The following is a 13789-nucleotide window of genomic DNA, read 5'->3' as shown; positions in this document are numbered from 1 at the left end:
CTCCCGGCGGGTATGCGCCCACCCAGAAGCCGGAGCCGATCCCCGACGATCGGTCTCGTGGACCTCGTCCGCCGCGTGGCGACCGTCGCGACCGCGACCGGGCCGTCGGACGTCCGCCCGCGCCCCCGCGGCCGGCCGGTCCTCCCCGGCCCCGGCGCACGGGGCGCCGCGCGGTCCGGGTGGGCAAGATCCTGATGATCCTGCTGCTCGTCGTCGTCCTCGGCAGTGTGGGACTGCTGTTCTACTACGACACGAGACTGGACCGGATCGACGCCCTGCCGGCCTACGCCGGACGCCCGTCGGACACCCCCGGCACCAACTGGCTCATCGTCGGCACCGACTCGCGATCCGATCTCACCGAGGAACAACGCCGGGCGCTGGCCACGGGTGACGCCGACGGCTCCCGCACCGACACGATCATGCTCGTCCACAACCCACCCGGCGGCGGCAAGGCGATCGTGGTGAGCATCCCGCGCGACCTGTACGTGGAGGTGCCGGGTCACGGCAGCCTGAAAATCAACGCCTCGTTCAGCATCGGCGGTCCGGCGCTGCTCGTGCAGACCGTCGAGAACCTGACCGGCATCCGCATCGACCACTACGCCGAGATCGGCTTCGGCGGATTCGACACCCTCGTCGACTCGGTCGGCGGCGTCGACATGTGTATCGACCAACCGCTCAACGACCCCAAAGCCGGTCTGCGCCTGGCGAAAGGCTGTCACCGCCTCGACGGCAGGCAGGCTCTCGGGCTGGTCCGGACGCGCGCATTCCCGCGCGCCGACCTCGCGCGAGTGGTCAATCAACGGAAGTTCCTTGCCGCACTCGTGTCTCGGGCGACCAGTCCGTCGGTCCTGCTCAACCCGTTCCGACTCTTCGGATTTGTCGGCGGCGCCATCGACGCGCTCACCGTCGATGAGCGAGATCACATCTGGAACCTCGCGTCCCTCATGTTCGCGCTGCGCGACCCCATCACGACGACGACCCCGGCCGGCGAGAGCACCTTCACCGACGAAGGACTGGCGCTGCCCGTCACCGAGCAGACCGAGGAGTTCTTCGGCTACCTCCGCGCAGGTCAGCCCGTCCCCGACGAGCTTCTCGTCGACGCCGGCGGGCCGTCGTGAAAGGGTCGCCAAACGCAGGCCAGACTTGCCTTACTTAGCCTGAACTTGCTGGTGAGAGCCATTTTTCGGCTCTACGATGGGTCGCATGTCCGAACACACGAAGTTCCATCAGCTGCTGCACGACCAGATCAGCAACGAGTTCTACGCCTCGCAGCAGTACATCGCGGTCGCCACCTACTTCGACAATCACGACATGCCCCAGCTGGCAAAGCTCTTCTACCGCCAGGCCGTCGAAGAGCGCAATCACGCGATGATGATCGTGCAGTACTTCCTCGACCGCGACATGGAGGTCGAGATCCCCGGCATCCCGGCACCGAACAACCGGTTCGAGGACTACCGTGCGCCCATCGATCTCGCTCTCGCACAGGAGAAGACGGTGACCCAGCAGGTCGTCGACCTGGCGAAGTCAGCCCGCGACACCGGCGACTACCTAGGCGAGCAGTTCGTGCAGTGGTTCCTCAAGGAACAGGTCGAGGAGGTCGCGACCATGACGACCCTGCAGACCATCGCCGAACGCTGCAACGGGAACCTCTTCGACCTCGAAAACTTCGTCGAACGAGAGTTCAACGGCGAGAAGACATCCGACGCCACCGCACCGGTCGCGGCCGGCGGGAACATCTGACGACCCCCATCCGCTCCCTGAGGAGCGAGCTTGCGAGCCCAACCTCTGCTCCCTGAGGAGCGAGCTTGCGAGCGTCACGAAGGGTCTTGGCGAGACGAGTTGCGAAGACCCTTCGTGACGCGCCCTCCGCAAGCTAAGGGCGCTCCTCAGGGAACGGGGGCTTGCTCGCCCCACCGCAAGCTCCGGGCGGTCCTCAGGGAGCAGAGAGCAACGCGCGATTACGGACCACGCCGGTCAGCGCAGCGTGACCTGGCGACCGCGAATACCGTTGCGGGAGCTGCGTTGTTCGATCGTCAGCGGCGAGGTGTCCGCGAGCGCTTCGGCGAGGCGGCGATCGAGCTCGTTGAGACCCGCGTACCACTCTTCGTGGTGCATCTCGTTGTCGAGGTCGAAGACCGGGACGAGCAACCCGTGGGTGCGGAACGATCCGGCGAACCGCGAACCCTCACCCATCGTCAGATGACCGGCCGCGTGGAGCCGGGCCATCGCCGACATCAGGTCGTCCTCCGGCTCGGGTCGAATCCAGCGCAGGTGCGCACGTTCGCCCGCATCGACCCACCAGGGCGCACCGGCGCCGCTGTCGACCACGAGCCGCGCGGTCGGCAGCACCGAGTCGTTGGCGCGCTCGAACATTGCCGTGATCTCCGCCGGGACCTCGGTGCCCTCCACGAACCACCAGCCGAAGTCCTGGTGCACCGTGATGTCCAGGGTGGCGTCGGTTCTCACGACCTCGTCGAGGCTGGGGGCCTCGTCGGCAGCTTCGAGGTCGAACTCACTGCCGGCGTCGGCGTGAGCGGCCCACGCGATGGCCGCGGCGAGTTCGACGGTCAGCGCCGAGCGATCGGGGTCGGTCTGCAGACCCACGAAACCCTCTGTCGCACCGTCGAGGTCGCGCGCGAGAGCAGGCACCGCGCCCGGCAGGATCGTCACGATCGAGACGTCGTTGCGGGAACCGGCCGGCTCGGTGAGCTCCAACCGCGCAGTCGCCGAGGCGACGAAGGTCCGCAGCGCGACGAAATCGCATTCGGACGCGAACCCGGCGAAGGGCCGGGGCGGCGGCGCCAGAGCTGCGGCCTGGCGTGCCTTACGTGCTGCGACGCGCTCGGCGCGATTGCTTCCCGGACGTGGTCCACTACCCCGTTTGCTCTTCTTGCCCATCGGTCCACTCTCTCACGTCGGCCCGCGGCGCCCGACAGGTCGTGCGGGCGGCAGCTCAGTCGACGGTGACCAGCCAGTCGCGCACCTTCGCCGGGTGGTTGGTGGCCAGCCATCGCACACCGAGATCGGCACACAGCTGGACGTCGACCTGCTCGTCGACGGTCCAGCAGTAGGTGACCCGACCGGCTGCGGCGGCGCGATCGACCAGGTCCGGGTACTGCCGCAGGGTCATCACCGACGGCCCGATGCCGGTCGCCCCGACGGCGGTCGCGGCGCCCCCACCCAGGACCCGGGCGGTGTCACCGAGCAGGATCGTCGGCAGCATCGGGGCGTGGCGTCGGATCCGCCAGACCCCGGCCGACGAGAACGAGATGACCACGGCGCGGCTGTGATCGGCCGACGGCGGCGTCGCCACCCCGAACTCGTGCAGCATCTCGAGGAGCTTCTGCTCGACGAGACTGCCGAACCGCACCGGATGCTTGGTCTCGATGAACAGGCGGACGGGTCGGCGCCAGTCCAGGGTCAGCGTGAGCAGCTCCCGCAGCGTCAGGATCGACGCGGGTCCACCAGCCGCATGCCAGCTCCCGAAGTCAAGCTCGCGCAGTTCGGCGAGCGTCATCTCGCTGACGATCCCCGAGCCGTCGGACGTCCGGTCGACGGTCCGGTCGTGCACGCACACGAGTTGGTGGTCGGCGGTCAACCGGACATCGCACTCGAGGCCGTCCGCACCCTGTGCGAGAGCCAGCTCGTAGGCGGCCAGGGTGTGTTCCGGACAGTCGCCCGACGCCCCGCGGTGCGCCACCACCGCCGGCTTGCCCGATCGGGAGACCTTCTCGGCCGCGCCCACGTTCACCCCTGAGTTCATCCGACCGCCACCCACCGTCTCGTCGGGACCGGGGCCGCCGCGGCGGCGTCGAACAGTGTCCGCACCCGGCGTGCCATCCAGAAGGCGAAGGCAGCCGAGACCGCCGCGCTGACGATGACCATCACCATCGCGTTCGCCCCGGTCTGCAGCGAGTCCGAGCGCCACGCGACGAGCCGGGCGATGATCGCCGCCCCGGCCGCCGCATTCACCACCACCCAGGCGACCCACAACTTGCGGAGTCGTCGGCCGACGAGGTCGGCATCGAGCGCGGGGTCCTGGCCGACCCGATGCACAGCGACCTCCTGCACCACCAGCGGCGCACCGATGAGGTTGACCAGCGGCAGGCCGGCGAGCGCGGCGACCCAACCGGGCCGGCGCGGGTCGACGAGACCGGCCGCGGCGTAGGTGTCCGCGCGCAACTCCAGGACCCAGCGCATGAAAGCCAGGGTCGCCAGGACGAATGCGAGGAATGCGACGACGCCGACGAAGACGGTCAGCCAGTCGGACGCGACGATGAGGAACTCGGGCAGCGGACGGTCGCGGTTGACGACCAGCAGGAGGTAGCGCACGAGATGGACCAGTGCGGACGCGGCCAGCGCAGAGCCCGCCACGTTCAGGGCGAACTGCAGTCGGACACGCGAACTCTCGAGTTTCCGGTGCGCGGTGTCGACCTCCGCCGGTTCGTCGTGCAGACCCCAGGCGGGTATGTAGACGTACCGGGGAATCAGCCGGGGGCCACGACGGCCCGAGGGGCCGCGGCGGACAGGAATCGCCTCGGGTGGGCGGCGGGCCACCCACCGGACGTTGCGACTGCGGTAGAGACGTCCGGCGGACACCGGGGCCGGGCCGGAGCGAGACGGTACGTGCGGCGGGCGCACCGCGCCGGGCGCCGGCGATCGTGCCGGCGTCTGCCGGGCGGCCAGCGCCCGCGCGGCATCCTCGACGACGCTCAGCGGTCCGCCGCATCGGGGGCAGTGTTCACGGCCGGGACGGTGCGGTGCCTGGATTCGACACCGCGGGCACAGGTCGATCATCGGCCGGCGTCGCCCTCGGGTCGTGGATCACCGATCTCGACGGGCTTGCCGTGTTCCTGCCAGGCGAGCATGCCGCCGCGGACGCAGATCCCGTCGTAACCGACCTGCGCGAGGTACTGCAGCACGCGCATCGATCGGCCGCTGGAATGGCAGACCACGTACAGATCGTGATCGGGGTCGAGTTCGGCAAGGCGGCCGGGCACCTCGGCCAGCGGGATGTGCACGGCGCCCCGGATGTGACCGGACGCCCATTCGTCGTCCTCACGGACGTCGAGCATCACCGCGTCGGTCTGCCCGGTGAAGTCGTCCGGAAGGTCGGTCACCGGCACCTGAGTGATGTCGCCCATGCTCACGTTTTCCATGGTGGCACAGAGACGGCCGGGCGCGGCGGCAGCTCGACCGGACCACTGCCCGCGCGCCCCGCTGTCATCACCGAGACGGGTGTGGAGCAACGCGCTATGTAGACCTACATAAATTTATCCACATGTACGTCCTGGACATTTGTCCCTCGTTCGCGCACTGACCGTCTACTTGGGGATGAGACTGTGGAATTGTGGAAAGACGCTGGCCACCGGCCCGCGACTTGTGACCGCGATCACTCGTTTAGCCGAATGTGCGCGTAGGAAATTCACGAAAGTGCACACGCCGGAACGTCGTGAACTCTTCCTTCGATGAACAGCACCTGTGGATAACGTGGGGACAATTCACAAGCAAAACCATGTGAACGGGCTGTGATCGGGCCTTTCAGTCCCGGTGGAGCAGCGACAGCCGCAACGACGGGGCGCGGTCGAATGCCGCCAGAACGCCGGTCGTCACGCTCTCCGCAAATCCGGCAACCGATGTCTGGCTTCCCACGAGTCTCATGAGCAGCGGCTTCGGCGTCTCCACGACGGTGATCTCCGCGTCGGGGTACCGCTCGGCGACGACCGAGCGCATCACGCCGATCCCGTCGACGAGCCCGAGTTCCGCGGCGCGGTGACCGATCCACACGTCGCCGTTGAAGAGTTCCGCGTCGGAAGCGGTCAGCTTTTTACCGCGGCGCTGCCGGACCCACGCGATGAACGCCTCGTGCAGCTGGCCCTGCAATTCCTTCAGCCATTCGACGTCCTCGGGCTGTTCGGGCGAGAAGGTGTCGAGTCGCGCCTTGTTCTCGCCGGTCGTGTACAGCCTGCGCTGTACACCGAAGCGGTCGAGCACGGCCGAGAAACCGAAGCCCGACGACACGACCCCGATCGAGCCGACGATGGAGGTGTGGGCGGCGAAGATCTCGTCGGCCGCGCAGGCGATCCAGTAGCCACCGGAGGCCGCGACGTCCTCACAGAACGCGAGGACCGGCACGCCCTTCTCCGCCGACAGCTGACGGATGCGTTCGGCGATGTACTCCGACTGTGCCGGCGAGCCACCGGGCGAGTTGATGACGACCACGACGGCCCGCAATCGCTCCGTGGCGAATGCCTTCTTCAGAACCGGCTCGACGGACTCGGTGTTGACGCCGTGCTTGCCCATCCCCGCGATCCCGATCGGGCCGTCGAGACGGACGACCGCGACCTGCTCGGTCCGCGCCTTCGAGAATTTCTTCCCCACCGCCCCCAGCGGTCCTGCAGTCATCTGTCCGAGTGTAACGACGGCGACCCGCCTGCTGTTTTCCCACGCGCCGCGACAGTCCGCGACGTGGGACGCACCGTAGAATCTGCCGGGTGCAGGTGCGGTGGCTCAGCGCATTCCTCGACTTCCCCGCGGAGGTGTTCGGCAGCGAGGTGACCTTCTGGCGCGCGATCTCGGGCAGCACGGTCTCCCCGCCGCGGGGTGAGCACCGCGAGTTCGCCTCGCTGGAGCCCTTCTACGGCGACCCGCATCTGCGAGTCCAGCGGATCGACGACGGACCGGGTGGAGTCCACCTCGACATCCACACCGACGACCCGCACGCCGCCACCGCCGAGGCACAGGCACTCGGTGCGACCCTCGTCGTCGACGCCGGGACTCACCTCACCCTCCGGTCACCCGCCGGTTTCGTGTTCTGCCTCGTGCCGTGGGAGGGCGAATCGAAGCGGTCGCGGCCCATCCGTTGGCCCGGCGACACCATCAGCATCATCGACCAGCTGTGCATCGACATCCCCGCCGGCATGTTCGACGCCGAGGTCGACTTCTGGACCGAGTTCACCGGCTGGCCGACGAAGCCCCGGGGTCGGCCCGAGCTGGTCGCGCTCCGCCGCGACCCCGCGGTGACCCTAGGGATCCTGTTGCAGCGCAAGCAGGATGAGTCAGACAACGATGTGGCGACAGCGCACCTCGACATCGCCACGAATTCCGTCCCCGACGAGGTCGCACGGCACGAGGACTGGGGCGCCCGCGCGATCGAGCACTTCCCGCACTGGACGACGATGGCGGATCCGGTCGGTCGCCGCTACTGCATCACCTCGCGGAACCCGCGCACCGGCGATTGAGTCGCGGGCTCCTTCGATCCGGTGCGCAGACGTAGTGTGTCGTTGCGCTCGGCGCCACGATGTGCGACATCTGCCGGGCCCCGTCGCTCCGAGCTTCAGGTATCGACCAGAAATTCACGGAGCCGGTCGACCTCGGCGTCGACCTCGCGCCGTTCGGCGGCGGTCACCGGACGCAGGTACTCGACCGCCGGAACGTCCTCGGCGTCGAGAGACCATGTCCCTGCGAGGAATCCGTCGAGGAACACGAATCCGGGCGACCGGCCATTGGGAGTCACGGTGCGCCGGTACATCTCCGGGTCGGCGACCCGGATTCGGTCGGCCTGGGCGCCGATCACGTGGTCGAAGGGGGCGATCAGCCGCGCCGGCGCCGGCGCATCCGGGTCGGCGAGGGCGAGACCGTCGAGGTCGTAGAGGACCTCGCCGTTCGGACCGTCGAGCCGGACGAGCTCCCAGTCGGCCTCCAGCTTCTCGACGAGGGGTCGCAACCGGGTGAGCCCGGACCACGTCTGGATGGCTTTCACGGTGGCCGGGCCGAACCCGCGCAGATACATCCGGACGAGATCGGCACGGGCTTCGTCGTCGACGACGGCCGGCACGCCCGGGCCGGCCCACTCGTCGAACAGGCGGTACGTCGGAGCGCCCCGCCCGCGCCACAAACCACGCGGGGGGACCTGGACCAGTGGCAGCCCGCACCGTGCGATGGCGGTCAGGGTCGACGCATCTTCCGCCGGATGGCGGGCAACCAGTTCGCTCCCGAGGTCGGCGACGGCGAGTTCGCGACCCGCCAGAATCTCGGCGGCGGACCGCACGACCTGCGTCGGGTCGGCGTCCACCAGTCGCTGGGCGTGGATGTCGGTGAGTCCACGCCGCAGCGTGGGCTCGGCGAGTGGACGAATCCAGCGTGCGTCCTCGGCGTCGATCAGGAAGATCGTCGCGCGCAGCAGCGTCATGCGCACGACCTCGCGGTCGGTGAGCAGATCGTCCAGCTCGAGGGGATCGAAATCCGCGATCCGCGACCACAATCCGAAGAATGCCGCCCGCGGGTCCTGGGACTGCAGTCCGACGCAGCGGTCCAGGACCTCGATGGCGTCCTCGGCGACGCGGCTGAGCAGGTGCTGACGCTGCAAAAGGGTGCGATTCCACTGCCGCAGCAAGATCCGTTCGGTCATCGCGTGTCTCGTCGGGTCTGCGACCGATGGGTACGGCGGCGCACCGCGACGTCAGGCAGGGTAGGCGACACCGGTCGCGGCATGGCAGCGGTATCCATGCGGGTTCTTCGCCAGATACTGCTGGTGGTGGTCCTCGGCGTAGTAGAACCGTCCGTCGCCCGCCTGCGCCAGCGACTTGATCTCGGTGGCGATCGCACCCTCGCCCGCAGCGTCGAGTGCGGTCTGGAAGGTTGCGGCGGTGCTGCGGACGAGATCAAGGTCCGCGTCGGTCAGGGCGTACACGGCTGATCGGTACTGGGTGCCGATGTCGTTGCCCTGACGCATCTCCTGCGTCGGGTCATGCGACTCCCAGAAGACCTTCAGCAGGCCTTCGAGATCTACGACGGCCGGATCGAAGACCACCAGCGCCGACTCGGTGTGACCGGTCCGCGCGGTGCAGGTCTCCTCATAGGTCGGGTTGGGCGTGTACCCGCCCGCGTACCCGACGGCAGTCGTGTACACACCGGGGACCTGCCAGAAGATCTCCTCGATCCCCCAGAAGCAGCCACCGGCCAGGACGATCGCGTCGAGGCCGTCGTCGAAGCGTCCGATGCCGTGTACGTGGGAGCCGTCGGACTCGGCCCGACCGCGCATGGGCGTTCCGAGAACGAGGTGCTCGCCCGGGACCGTGATCTCGGACGAGCGGCCGGGCAGTGCTGCGTCGGCGGCGACGAGATCCCGTTTGCGTGAACCGGCGGCGAAGAGCTGGTCGAGCCATGACATGCGCCGAGTCTACGCGCGGTGGGATACGGCCCGGCGACGACGAGTTGAGCTGACCGTTCGAGTCTGTTTATGATGGCGGTCACATCCGTGGCACTGTGATACCGATCACTCGAACGCCATCGCGGCCCGTCCGCCGGCAGGGATGTGCAGCCGTTCCAGGGACGAGAGGCGACGATGGCGACGCACGCGACCGGAGATCTCCGACGCGCCCCCGGGCTCGGTCGGACCGCCCCACGCGCCAACTACGACGTCGCGAGGAGTTGCCGCACAAGCGCCCTGACCATTCTCGCGCTCATCGCGGTCTTCATCCTGCTCGTCCTCATCTGAACCCAGCCGCCTCGATGCGGCCTGGTCAACTCTCAGCCGACGCACTCTCGCATCGTTGACATCTCAACCGCACTTGATGTTTCTTGGCGCGGGATTGTTGCAATCACCCATGCTCTGGGGAAGGCTGGAAGCATTCGCGTGGCGCCCGGCCGAGTCGTCGGAGCCATGCGTGGACAGGGAAACGAGTAGCACCTCAGAGAGGAACATCGTGGCTGAATACACCTTGCCGGATCTCGATTACGACTACGCGGCACTGGAACCGCACATCTCCGGCAGGATCATGGAGCTCCATCACAGCAAGCACCACGCCACCTACGTCAAGGGCGCCAACGACACCCTGGAGAAGCTGGCCGCGGCCCGCGACGACGACAGCATCGCCGGCAAGGTCTACGGACTCTCCGCCACCCTGTCGTTCCACCTGGGCGGTCACACCAACCACTCCATCTTCTGGAAGAACCTGTCGCCCAACGGCGGTGGCGAGCCCGACGGCGACCTCGCGGCCGCCCTCACCGAACAGTTCGGTGGCTTCGACAAGTTCAAGGCCCACTTCACCGCTGCCGCCACCACCCTGCAGGGTTCGGGCTGGGCGATCCTGGGTTACGACACCATCGGCGGCAAGCTCGTCATCCTGCAGCTGACCGACCAGAGCGGCAACATCCCCGCCGCGATCATCCCGGTCGTCATGCTGGACATGTGGGAGCACGCCTTCTACCTCGACTACCAGAACGTCAAGCCCGACTACGTCAAGGCGTGGTGGAACGTCGTGAACTGGGCCGACGCCAACGAGCGTCTCGCCCGCGCGAAGAGCCAGGGCAGCGGCCTGGTCGTCCCGGCCTGATCCCGGTTCGCCGAACCTCAACAGCGCCGGTCACCTTCGGGTGACCGGCGCTGTTTGTTGTTCGGGGCCACGTTCTCTGCTGCAAGCAAACCCCTGCTCCCTGAGTAGCGACTTGCGAGCTTTCCCTCCGCTCCCTGAGTAGCGACTTGCGAGCTTTCCCTCCGCTCCCTGAGTAGCTACTTGCGAGCTTTCCCCCTGCTCCCTGAGGTGCGAGGAGCGTTAGCGACGAGCCACGAAGGGTTTGGCGACGCATCTCACCAGGACCCTTCGTGACGGCCTCCGCAAGCTCCGGCCTCCTCAGGGAGCAGTGGGTGGGCCCGCTCCGAGACAACGAGTTCCGTAGCGGTCCACGACGGCCGTCGGGCCGCAGATACTGAGGAGCGAGCTTACGAGTGTCACCCTCAGAGAACGAGCGTGACCGTGATGGCAACCGCGCAGGCCACACCTATCACGATGAGCGCCACCACATCTGCGCGCCCGGGGCCGGCCTGATGGGCGGTCAGACGGCCGGTGCCGCCACGGGCGGTGATCGCCTCGGACATCTCGGCGCTGCGTCGGAGCGCCGACGACATCGCCGCGGTGATCAGATCCATGATCCCCATCTCCGCCGACGGATGGTCGCTGCGGCCCTTGGCCGTCGGCCGGAGGCGATGCGCCGCACGCAGCATGCGCAACTCCTCGATGAGCAGCGGAAGACCCCTGAGGCACAACGCGATCGCGACCGCCCACTCGTCGACGGGCAGCCGGAGCCACCGCAGCGGGCGCATCAGCCGCGCCAGCGCCGGCGCCACGTCGGCCATGGGGGTGGTCCAGATGACGAGGATCGAACTGGCGACGAGGACGAGTGCCAGGGTGATCGCGCGCAGGAAGACCAGGGCGCCGGGGATGCCGGCGAACGACACGTTGAACGCGACGCCGATGCCGATCAGACCCCAGAACCACCACGGCGGACGAGGTATGGCGCCCAACGGGATTCCCGCGACGAGGGCGGTGATCACCACCACCGCGGCGACCATGCCCAGCGCCGGCCACGACGGCAGCACCCAGGTCATGATCCCGAGGATCAGCACGATCACGAGTTTGGTCCCCGCCCACAGCCGGTGCACGAACGAGTCGCCGGGCACCTGCCGCAGCGGGACGGTACGCATCGTCATCGGGTTCCTCCGTCCCAGCCGTGAGCCTGGTCGATCATCTGCTGCGAATCGGGCAGGAGACGCCCGTCGACCAGTCGGACCCGCCGGGTGCACACCGACTCCAACGACTCGAAGTCGTGCGAGATGATCACGATGGTCATCCCGTCGGCGCGGAGCCGGGCCAGCAGTGCGACGATCTCCTCGCGTGCCGGCGGATCGAGACCGGCCAGCGGCTCGTCCAGGACCAGCAGGTCGGGATGGCGCGCGATGAGACCGGCCAGCACGACGCGTCGCATCTGTCCGCCCGACAGCGCGTCGACCTTGGTGACCGCCATCCGGCGCGGCAACCCGACGAGTTCGAGGACCCGGGCGACCTCGGCGGTGCCCACCTTCTCACCACCGGCCGCCATGATCTCGTCGGCGACGGTGACCTTCTGCAGTTGCAGACGCGCGTGCTGGAATCCGAGTCCGACCGCGCCGACCCGCTCCGTCATCGGCGTTCCGGCGTCGAAACCCGCTCCGGGAGTGATCTTCTCGTGGATGTCCAGCAGACGGCAGGCACCGGTCCCGGGCGGGAGCAGGCCGGCCATGATCCACGCGAGGGTCGTCTTGCCCGATCCGTTGCCGCCGACTACGAGGAGTCCCTCGCCGCGGTAGACCGTCAGCGAGATGTCCTGCAGGGCAACGACCTCCCACGGTGAGCCCGGCAGGTGCGCATAACCCACCTGGTCGAGCACGAGGAGTGGCCCGCCGATCCGCGAGGTCGGTGCGGGCGGGGGCGACGGGCGCGGGTTCGGCGCGCCCAGGTCGGCGTCGGGACCCGGCATCCAGTCGGGCGCGTGGGGCACGAGGCGTCCCCCGGCCAGGTGGATCACCCGATCGGCCGCCGCCGCCTCGCTGCCGCGGTGCGTCACCAGGACGACGGCGATCCCGCGGCGTGCCGGGAGGCCCGCGAGCAGCGCCAGCAAGTGTCCCCGGCCTTCCGGGTCGACCATCGACGTCACCTCGTCGGCGATGAGAAGCTGCGGATCCCGGGCGAGCGCCGCCGCGATCGCCAGCCGCTGCTGCTGACCGCCGGACAGGTCCGTGGTCTCCCGGTCACCGAGTCCGGCGAGACCGACCTCGTCGAGCAGTGCCTCGACGTCGACGTCGACGCCGGGCGGCAGACCCCAGACGACGTCGTCGGCGACGCGGGAACCCAGCATCTGTATCTCGGGACGTTGCAGGACGAGCGCGGTCCCGCCGTGCGCGCCCAGACCGGGCAGGCCCGGCCGGTGGACCACGCCGGTGGACGGGTCACGCCCGGCCAGGATCTTTGCCAGCGTCGACTTCCCGGAACCGTTGGCGCCGACGACGGCGACGAACTCACCGGGATCGATCCGCAGGTCGATGTCGTGCAGCACCGGGCGGGCTTCGGGCGCATACGCGAACCCGACGCGTTCGAAGACCAGCGGAAGCGGCGCGATGCCCGGATCGTGGGCCGCGGCGACCACCGCGGCCGGGGCGAACCCCGACGGGACGGCGTCGAGCGTGTCCTCGCTCGGCACGTCCCGCAGCCTGCTGATCACGGAACCGAGGATCCACCACGCGACGAGCAGCGAGATCGCGGTGCCGAGGGTTCCCGACACCCAGACCCACACCCACCAGTCGTCGGCGATGCTCCGGCTCATGGCGTCGAGCCCATCGGCGACGCCGCCGGTCGGTCCCCATCCGTGCAGCCACTTCGCGACGCCGTGGATGGAGTTGGTCATCGCCTCGATCGTCAGCTCACGCAGCGGCACCAGGATCAGGAGGATCAGCACGGAGATCCCACCGAGCACCGGCGAGGCGACGAGCGTGGCGACACCGAGCACACCGATCCCCCGGCCCCGCCGCTTGATGTCGCCGACCAGGCCGCCGACCAGCGCGGACCCGAGGACGGTTGCCATCGCGCCGGTGCCCGCCATCGCGAACGCCACCGCGGTGGTGGCGACCGTGGCGGTGACCAGGGCCCGCGGCCGCGTACGCGCCGCGATGAGTGCGAGCGGCACCGGGGCGAGCAGTCCGGCGGCCTGGGCCAGTGGGATGACCGACGCGATGACCACCGCCGCGACGGTCAGTCCGCCGAAGATCGCGACGGACGCGAACTCCATGGGTCGCAGCGGGGGCGAGTTCTTCACCGGTCCAGTGTGCCTGGTGTCGTCGCCCCCACCGGCGGGGACAGTGCTCCGCGACCGCCGCTGTCGTTCGTTCGCATGTTAAAGATCCATCACAACACGGTGATTCGAGTTGTCGACGCCTCGCCACCGGTGGATGGTCTTCTCACCAGGGTCGGCCGTC

The 13789-nt window shown here is 68.6% G+C and carries 14 protein-coding genes; 5 read left to right on the top strand and 9 right to left on the bottom strand.

The features are described from left to right. Positions 1-194: 194 nt before the first annotated feature. Together KB201_RS10810 and KB201_RS10805 are read left to right on the top strand one after the other, a co-directional pair. Positions 195-1118: an LCP family protein gene (locus KB201_RS10810; RefSeq protein ID WP_137809891.1), complete on the top strand. Its 924-nt coding sequence runs from the start codon at positions 195-197 to the stop codon at positions 1116-1118. 85 nt (positions 1119-1203) lie between these two features. Then, on the top strand, positions 1204-1740 hold the full coding sequence (locus KB201_RS10805; RefSeq protein ID WP_058253734.1) for a ferritin: 537 nt from the start codon (positions 1204-1206) through the stop codon (positions 1738-1740). 234 nt (positions 1741-1974) lie between these two features. On the opposite strand, the gene KB201_RS10800 is transcribed toward KB201_RS10805, so the two are convergent. The 5 genes from KB201_RS10800 to KB201_RS10780 form a co-directional block, all read right to left on the bottom strand. Beyond that, a complete protein-coding gene (locus KB201_RS10800; protein WP_058253720.1) occupies positions 1975-2898 on the bottom strand; it encodes a DUF5926 family protein in 924 nt (307 codons plus the stop codon). Positions 2899-2953: 55 nt separating this feature from the next. After that, on the bottom strand, positions 2954-3763 hold the full coding sequence (locus tag KB201_RS10795; RefSeq protein ID WP_211539257.1) for a glycerophosphodiester phosphodiesterase family protein: 810 nt from the start codon (positions 3761-3763) through the stop codon (positions 2954-2956). After that, the gene (locus KB201_RS10790; RefSeq protein ID WP_211539256.1) at positions 3760-4797 is read right to left on the bottom strand and encodes a DUF4328 domain-containing protein; all 1038 of its coding nucleotides are present in this window, start codon (positions 4795-4797) and stop codon (positions 3760-3762) included. Before KB201_RS10790 ends, KB201_RS10795 begins: the two co-directional genes overlap by 4 nt. Beyond that, positions 4794-5144: a rhodanese-like domain-containing protein gene (locus tag KB201_RS10785; RefSeq protein WP_058253732.1), complete on the bottom strand. Its 351-nt coding sequence runs from the start codon at positions 5142-5144 to the stop codon at positions 4794-4796. The genes KB201_RS10790 and KB201_RS10785 overlap by 4 nt, the downstream gene beginning before the upstream one ends. A 397-nt stretch (positions 5145-5541) precedes the next feature. After that, entirely contained in the window at positions 5542-6405 is an 864-nt protein-coding gene (locus tag KB201_RS10780) for a S49 family peptidase (protein WP_211539255.1), read from the bottom strand. Between the two features lie 89 nt (positions 6406-6494). On the opposite strand from KB201_RS10780, the gene KB201_RS10775 reads away from it, so the two are divergent. Further along, positions 6495-7241: a VOC family protein gene (locus KB201_RS10775; RefSeq protein ID WP_211539254.1), complete on the top strand. Its 747-nt coding sequence runs from the start codon at positions 6495-6497 to the stop codon at positions 7239-7241. 95 nt (positions 7242-7336) lie between these two features. On the opposite strand, the gene KB201_RS10770 is transcribed toward KB201_RS10775, so the two are convergent. Continuing rightward, positions 7337-8410 carry a winged helix DNA-binding domain-containing protein gene (locus tag KB201_RS10770; RefSeq protein ID WP_211539253.1) on the bottom strand — a complete coding sequence of 358 codons (1074 nt, stop codon included), beginning with the start codon at positions 8408-8410 and terminating at the stop codon, positions 7337-7339. Between the two features lie 51 nt (positions 8411-8461). After that, a complete protein-coding gene (msrA, locus tag KB201_RS10765; RefSeq protein WP_211539252.1) occupies positions 8462-9172 on the bottom strand; it encodes a peptide-methionine (S)-S-oxide reductase MsrA in 711 nt (236 codons plus the stop codon). A 174-nt stretch (positions 9173-9346) separates the two neighbouring features. Between msrA and KB201_RS10760 the strand changes: the two genes are divergently transcribed. Beyond that, on the top strand, positions 9347-9499 hold the full coding sequence (locus KB201_RS10760; RefSeq protein ID WP_165629232.1) for a hypothetical protein: 153 nt from the start codon (positions 9347-9349) through the stop codon (positions 9497-9499). Positions 9500-9707: 208 nt separating this feature from the next. Further along, complete coding sequence (locus KB201_RS10755; protein ID WP_004021423.1) at positions 9708-10337, top strand: superoxide dismutase; 630 nt, start codon at positions 9708-9710, stop codon at positions 10335-10337. 401 nt (positions 10338-10738) lie between these two features. Here KB201_RS10755 and KB201_RS10750 read toward each other — a convergent pair whose 3' ends face one another. Together KB201_RS10750 and KB201_RS10745 are read right to left on the bottom strand one after the other, a co-directional pair. Then, entirely contained in the window at positions 10739-11491 is a 753-nt protein-coding gene (locus KB201_RS10750) for an energy-coupling factor transporter transmembrane protein EcfT (protein WP_211539251.1), read from the bottom strand. Beyond that, positions 11488-13629 carry an ABC transporter ATP-binding protein gene (locus tag KB201_RS10745; RefSeq protein WP_211539250.1) on the bottom strand — a complete coding sequence of 714 codons (2142 nt, stop codon included), beginning with the start codon at positions 13627-13629 and terminating at the stop codon, positions 11488-11490. The genes KB201_RS10750 and KB201_RS10745 overlap by 4 nt, the downstream gene beginning before the upstream one ends. Between the last annotated feature and the right edge of the window lie 160 nt (positions 13630-13789).

The sequence above is a fragment of the Gordonia sp. SCSIO 19800 genome, from assembly GCF_018132775.1.
In the GTDB taxonomy this organism is placed as follows: Bacteria; Actinomycetota; Actinomycetes; order Mycobacteriales; family Mycobacteriaceae; genus Gordonia; species Gordonia hongkongensis.
The sequence above is the reverse complement of the archived record's forward strand: the minus strand, read 5'-3'. Positions and strand labels throughout refer to the sequence as shown.

Coding starts and splice junctions, on each gene's coding strand:
- KB201_RS10810 (WP_137809891.1), top strand. CDS start 195: ATGATCCTGCTGCTCGTCGTCGTCCTCGGCAGTGTGGGACTGCTGTTC.
- KB201_RS10805 (WP_058253734.1), top strand. CDS start 1,204: ATGTCCGAACACACGAAGTTCCATCAGCTGCTGCACGACCAGATCAGC.
- KB201_RS10800 (WP_058253720.1), bottom strand. CDS start 2,898: ATGGGCAAGAAGAGCAAACGGGGTAGTGGACCACGTCCGGGAAGCAAT.
- KB201_RS10795 (WP_211539257.1), bottom strand. CDS start 3,763: ATGAACTCAGGGGTGAACGTGGGCGCGGCCGAGAAGGTCTCCCGATCG.
- KB201_RS10790 (WP_211539256.1), bottom strand. CDS start 4,797: ATGATCGACCTGTGCCCGCGGTGTCGAATCCAGGCACCGCACCGTCCC.
- KB201_RS10785 (WP_058253732.1), bottom strand. CDS start 5,144: ATGGGCGACATCACTCAGGTGCCGGTGACCGACCTTCCGGACGACTTC.
- KB201_RS10780 (WP_211539255.1), bottom strand. CDS start 6,405: ATGACTGCAGGACCGCTGGGGGCGGTGGGGAAGAAATTCTCGAAGGCG.
- KB201_RS10770 (WP_211539253.1), bottom strand. CDS start 8,410: ATGACCGAACGGATCTTGCTGCGGCAGTGGAATCGCACCCTTTTGCAG.
- msrA (WP_211539252.1), bottom strand. CDS start 9,172: ATGTCATGGCTCGACCAGCTCTTCGCCGCCGGTTCACGCAAACGGGAT.
- KB201_RS10760 (WP_165629232.1), top strand. CDS start 9,347: ATGGCGACGCACGCGACCGGAGATCTCCGACGCGCCCCCGGGCTCGGT.
- KB201_RS10750 (WP_211539251.1), bottom strand. CDS start 11,491: ATGACGATGCGTACCGTCCCGCTGCGGCAGGTGCCCGGCGACTCGTTC.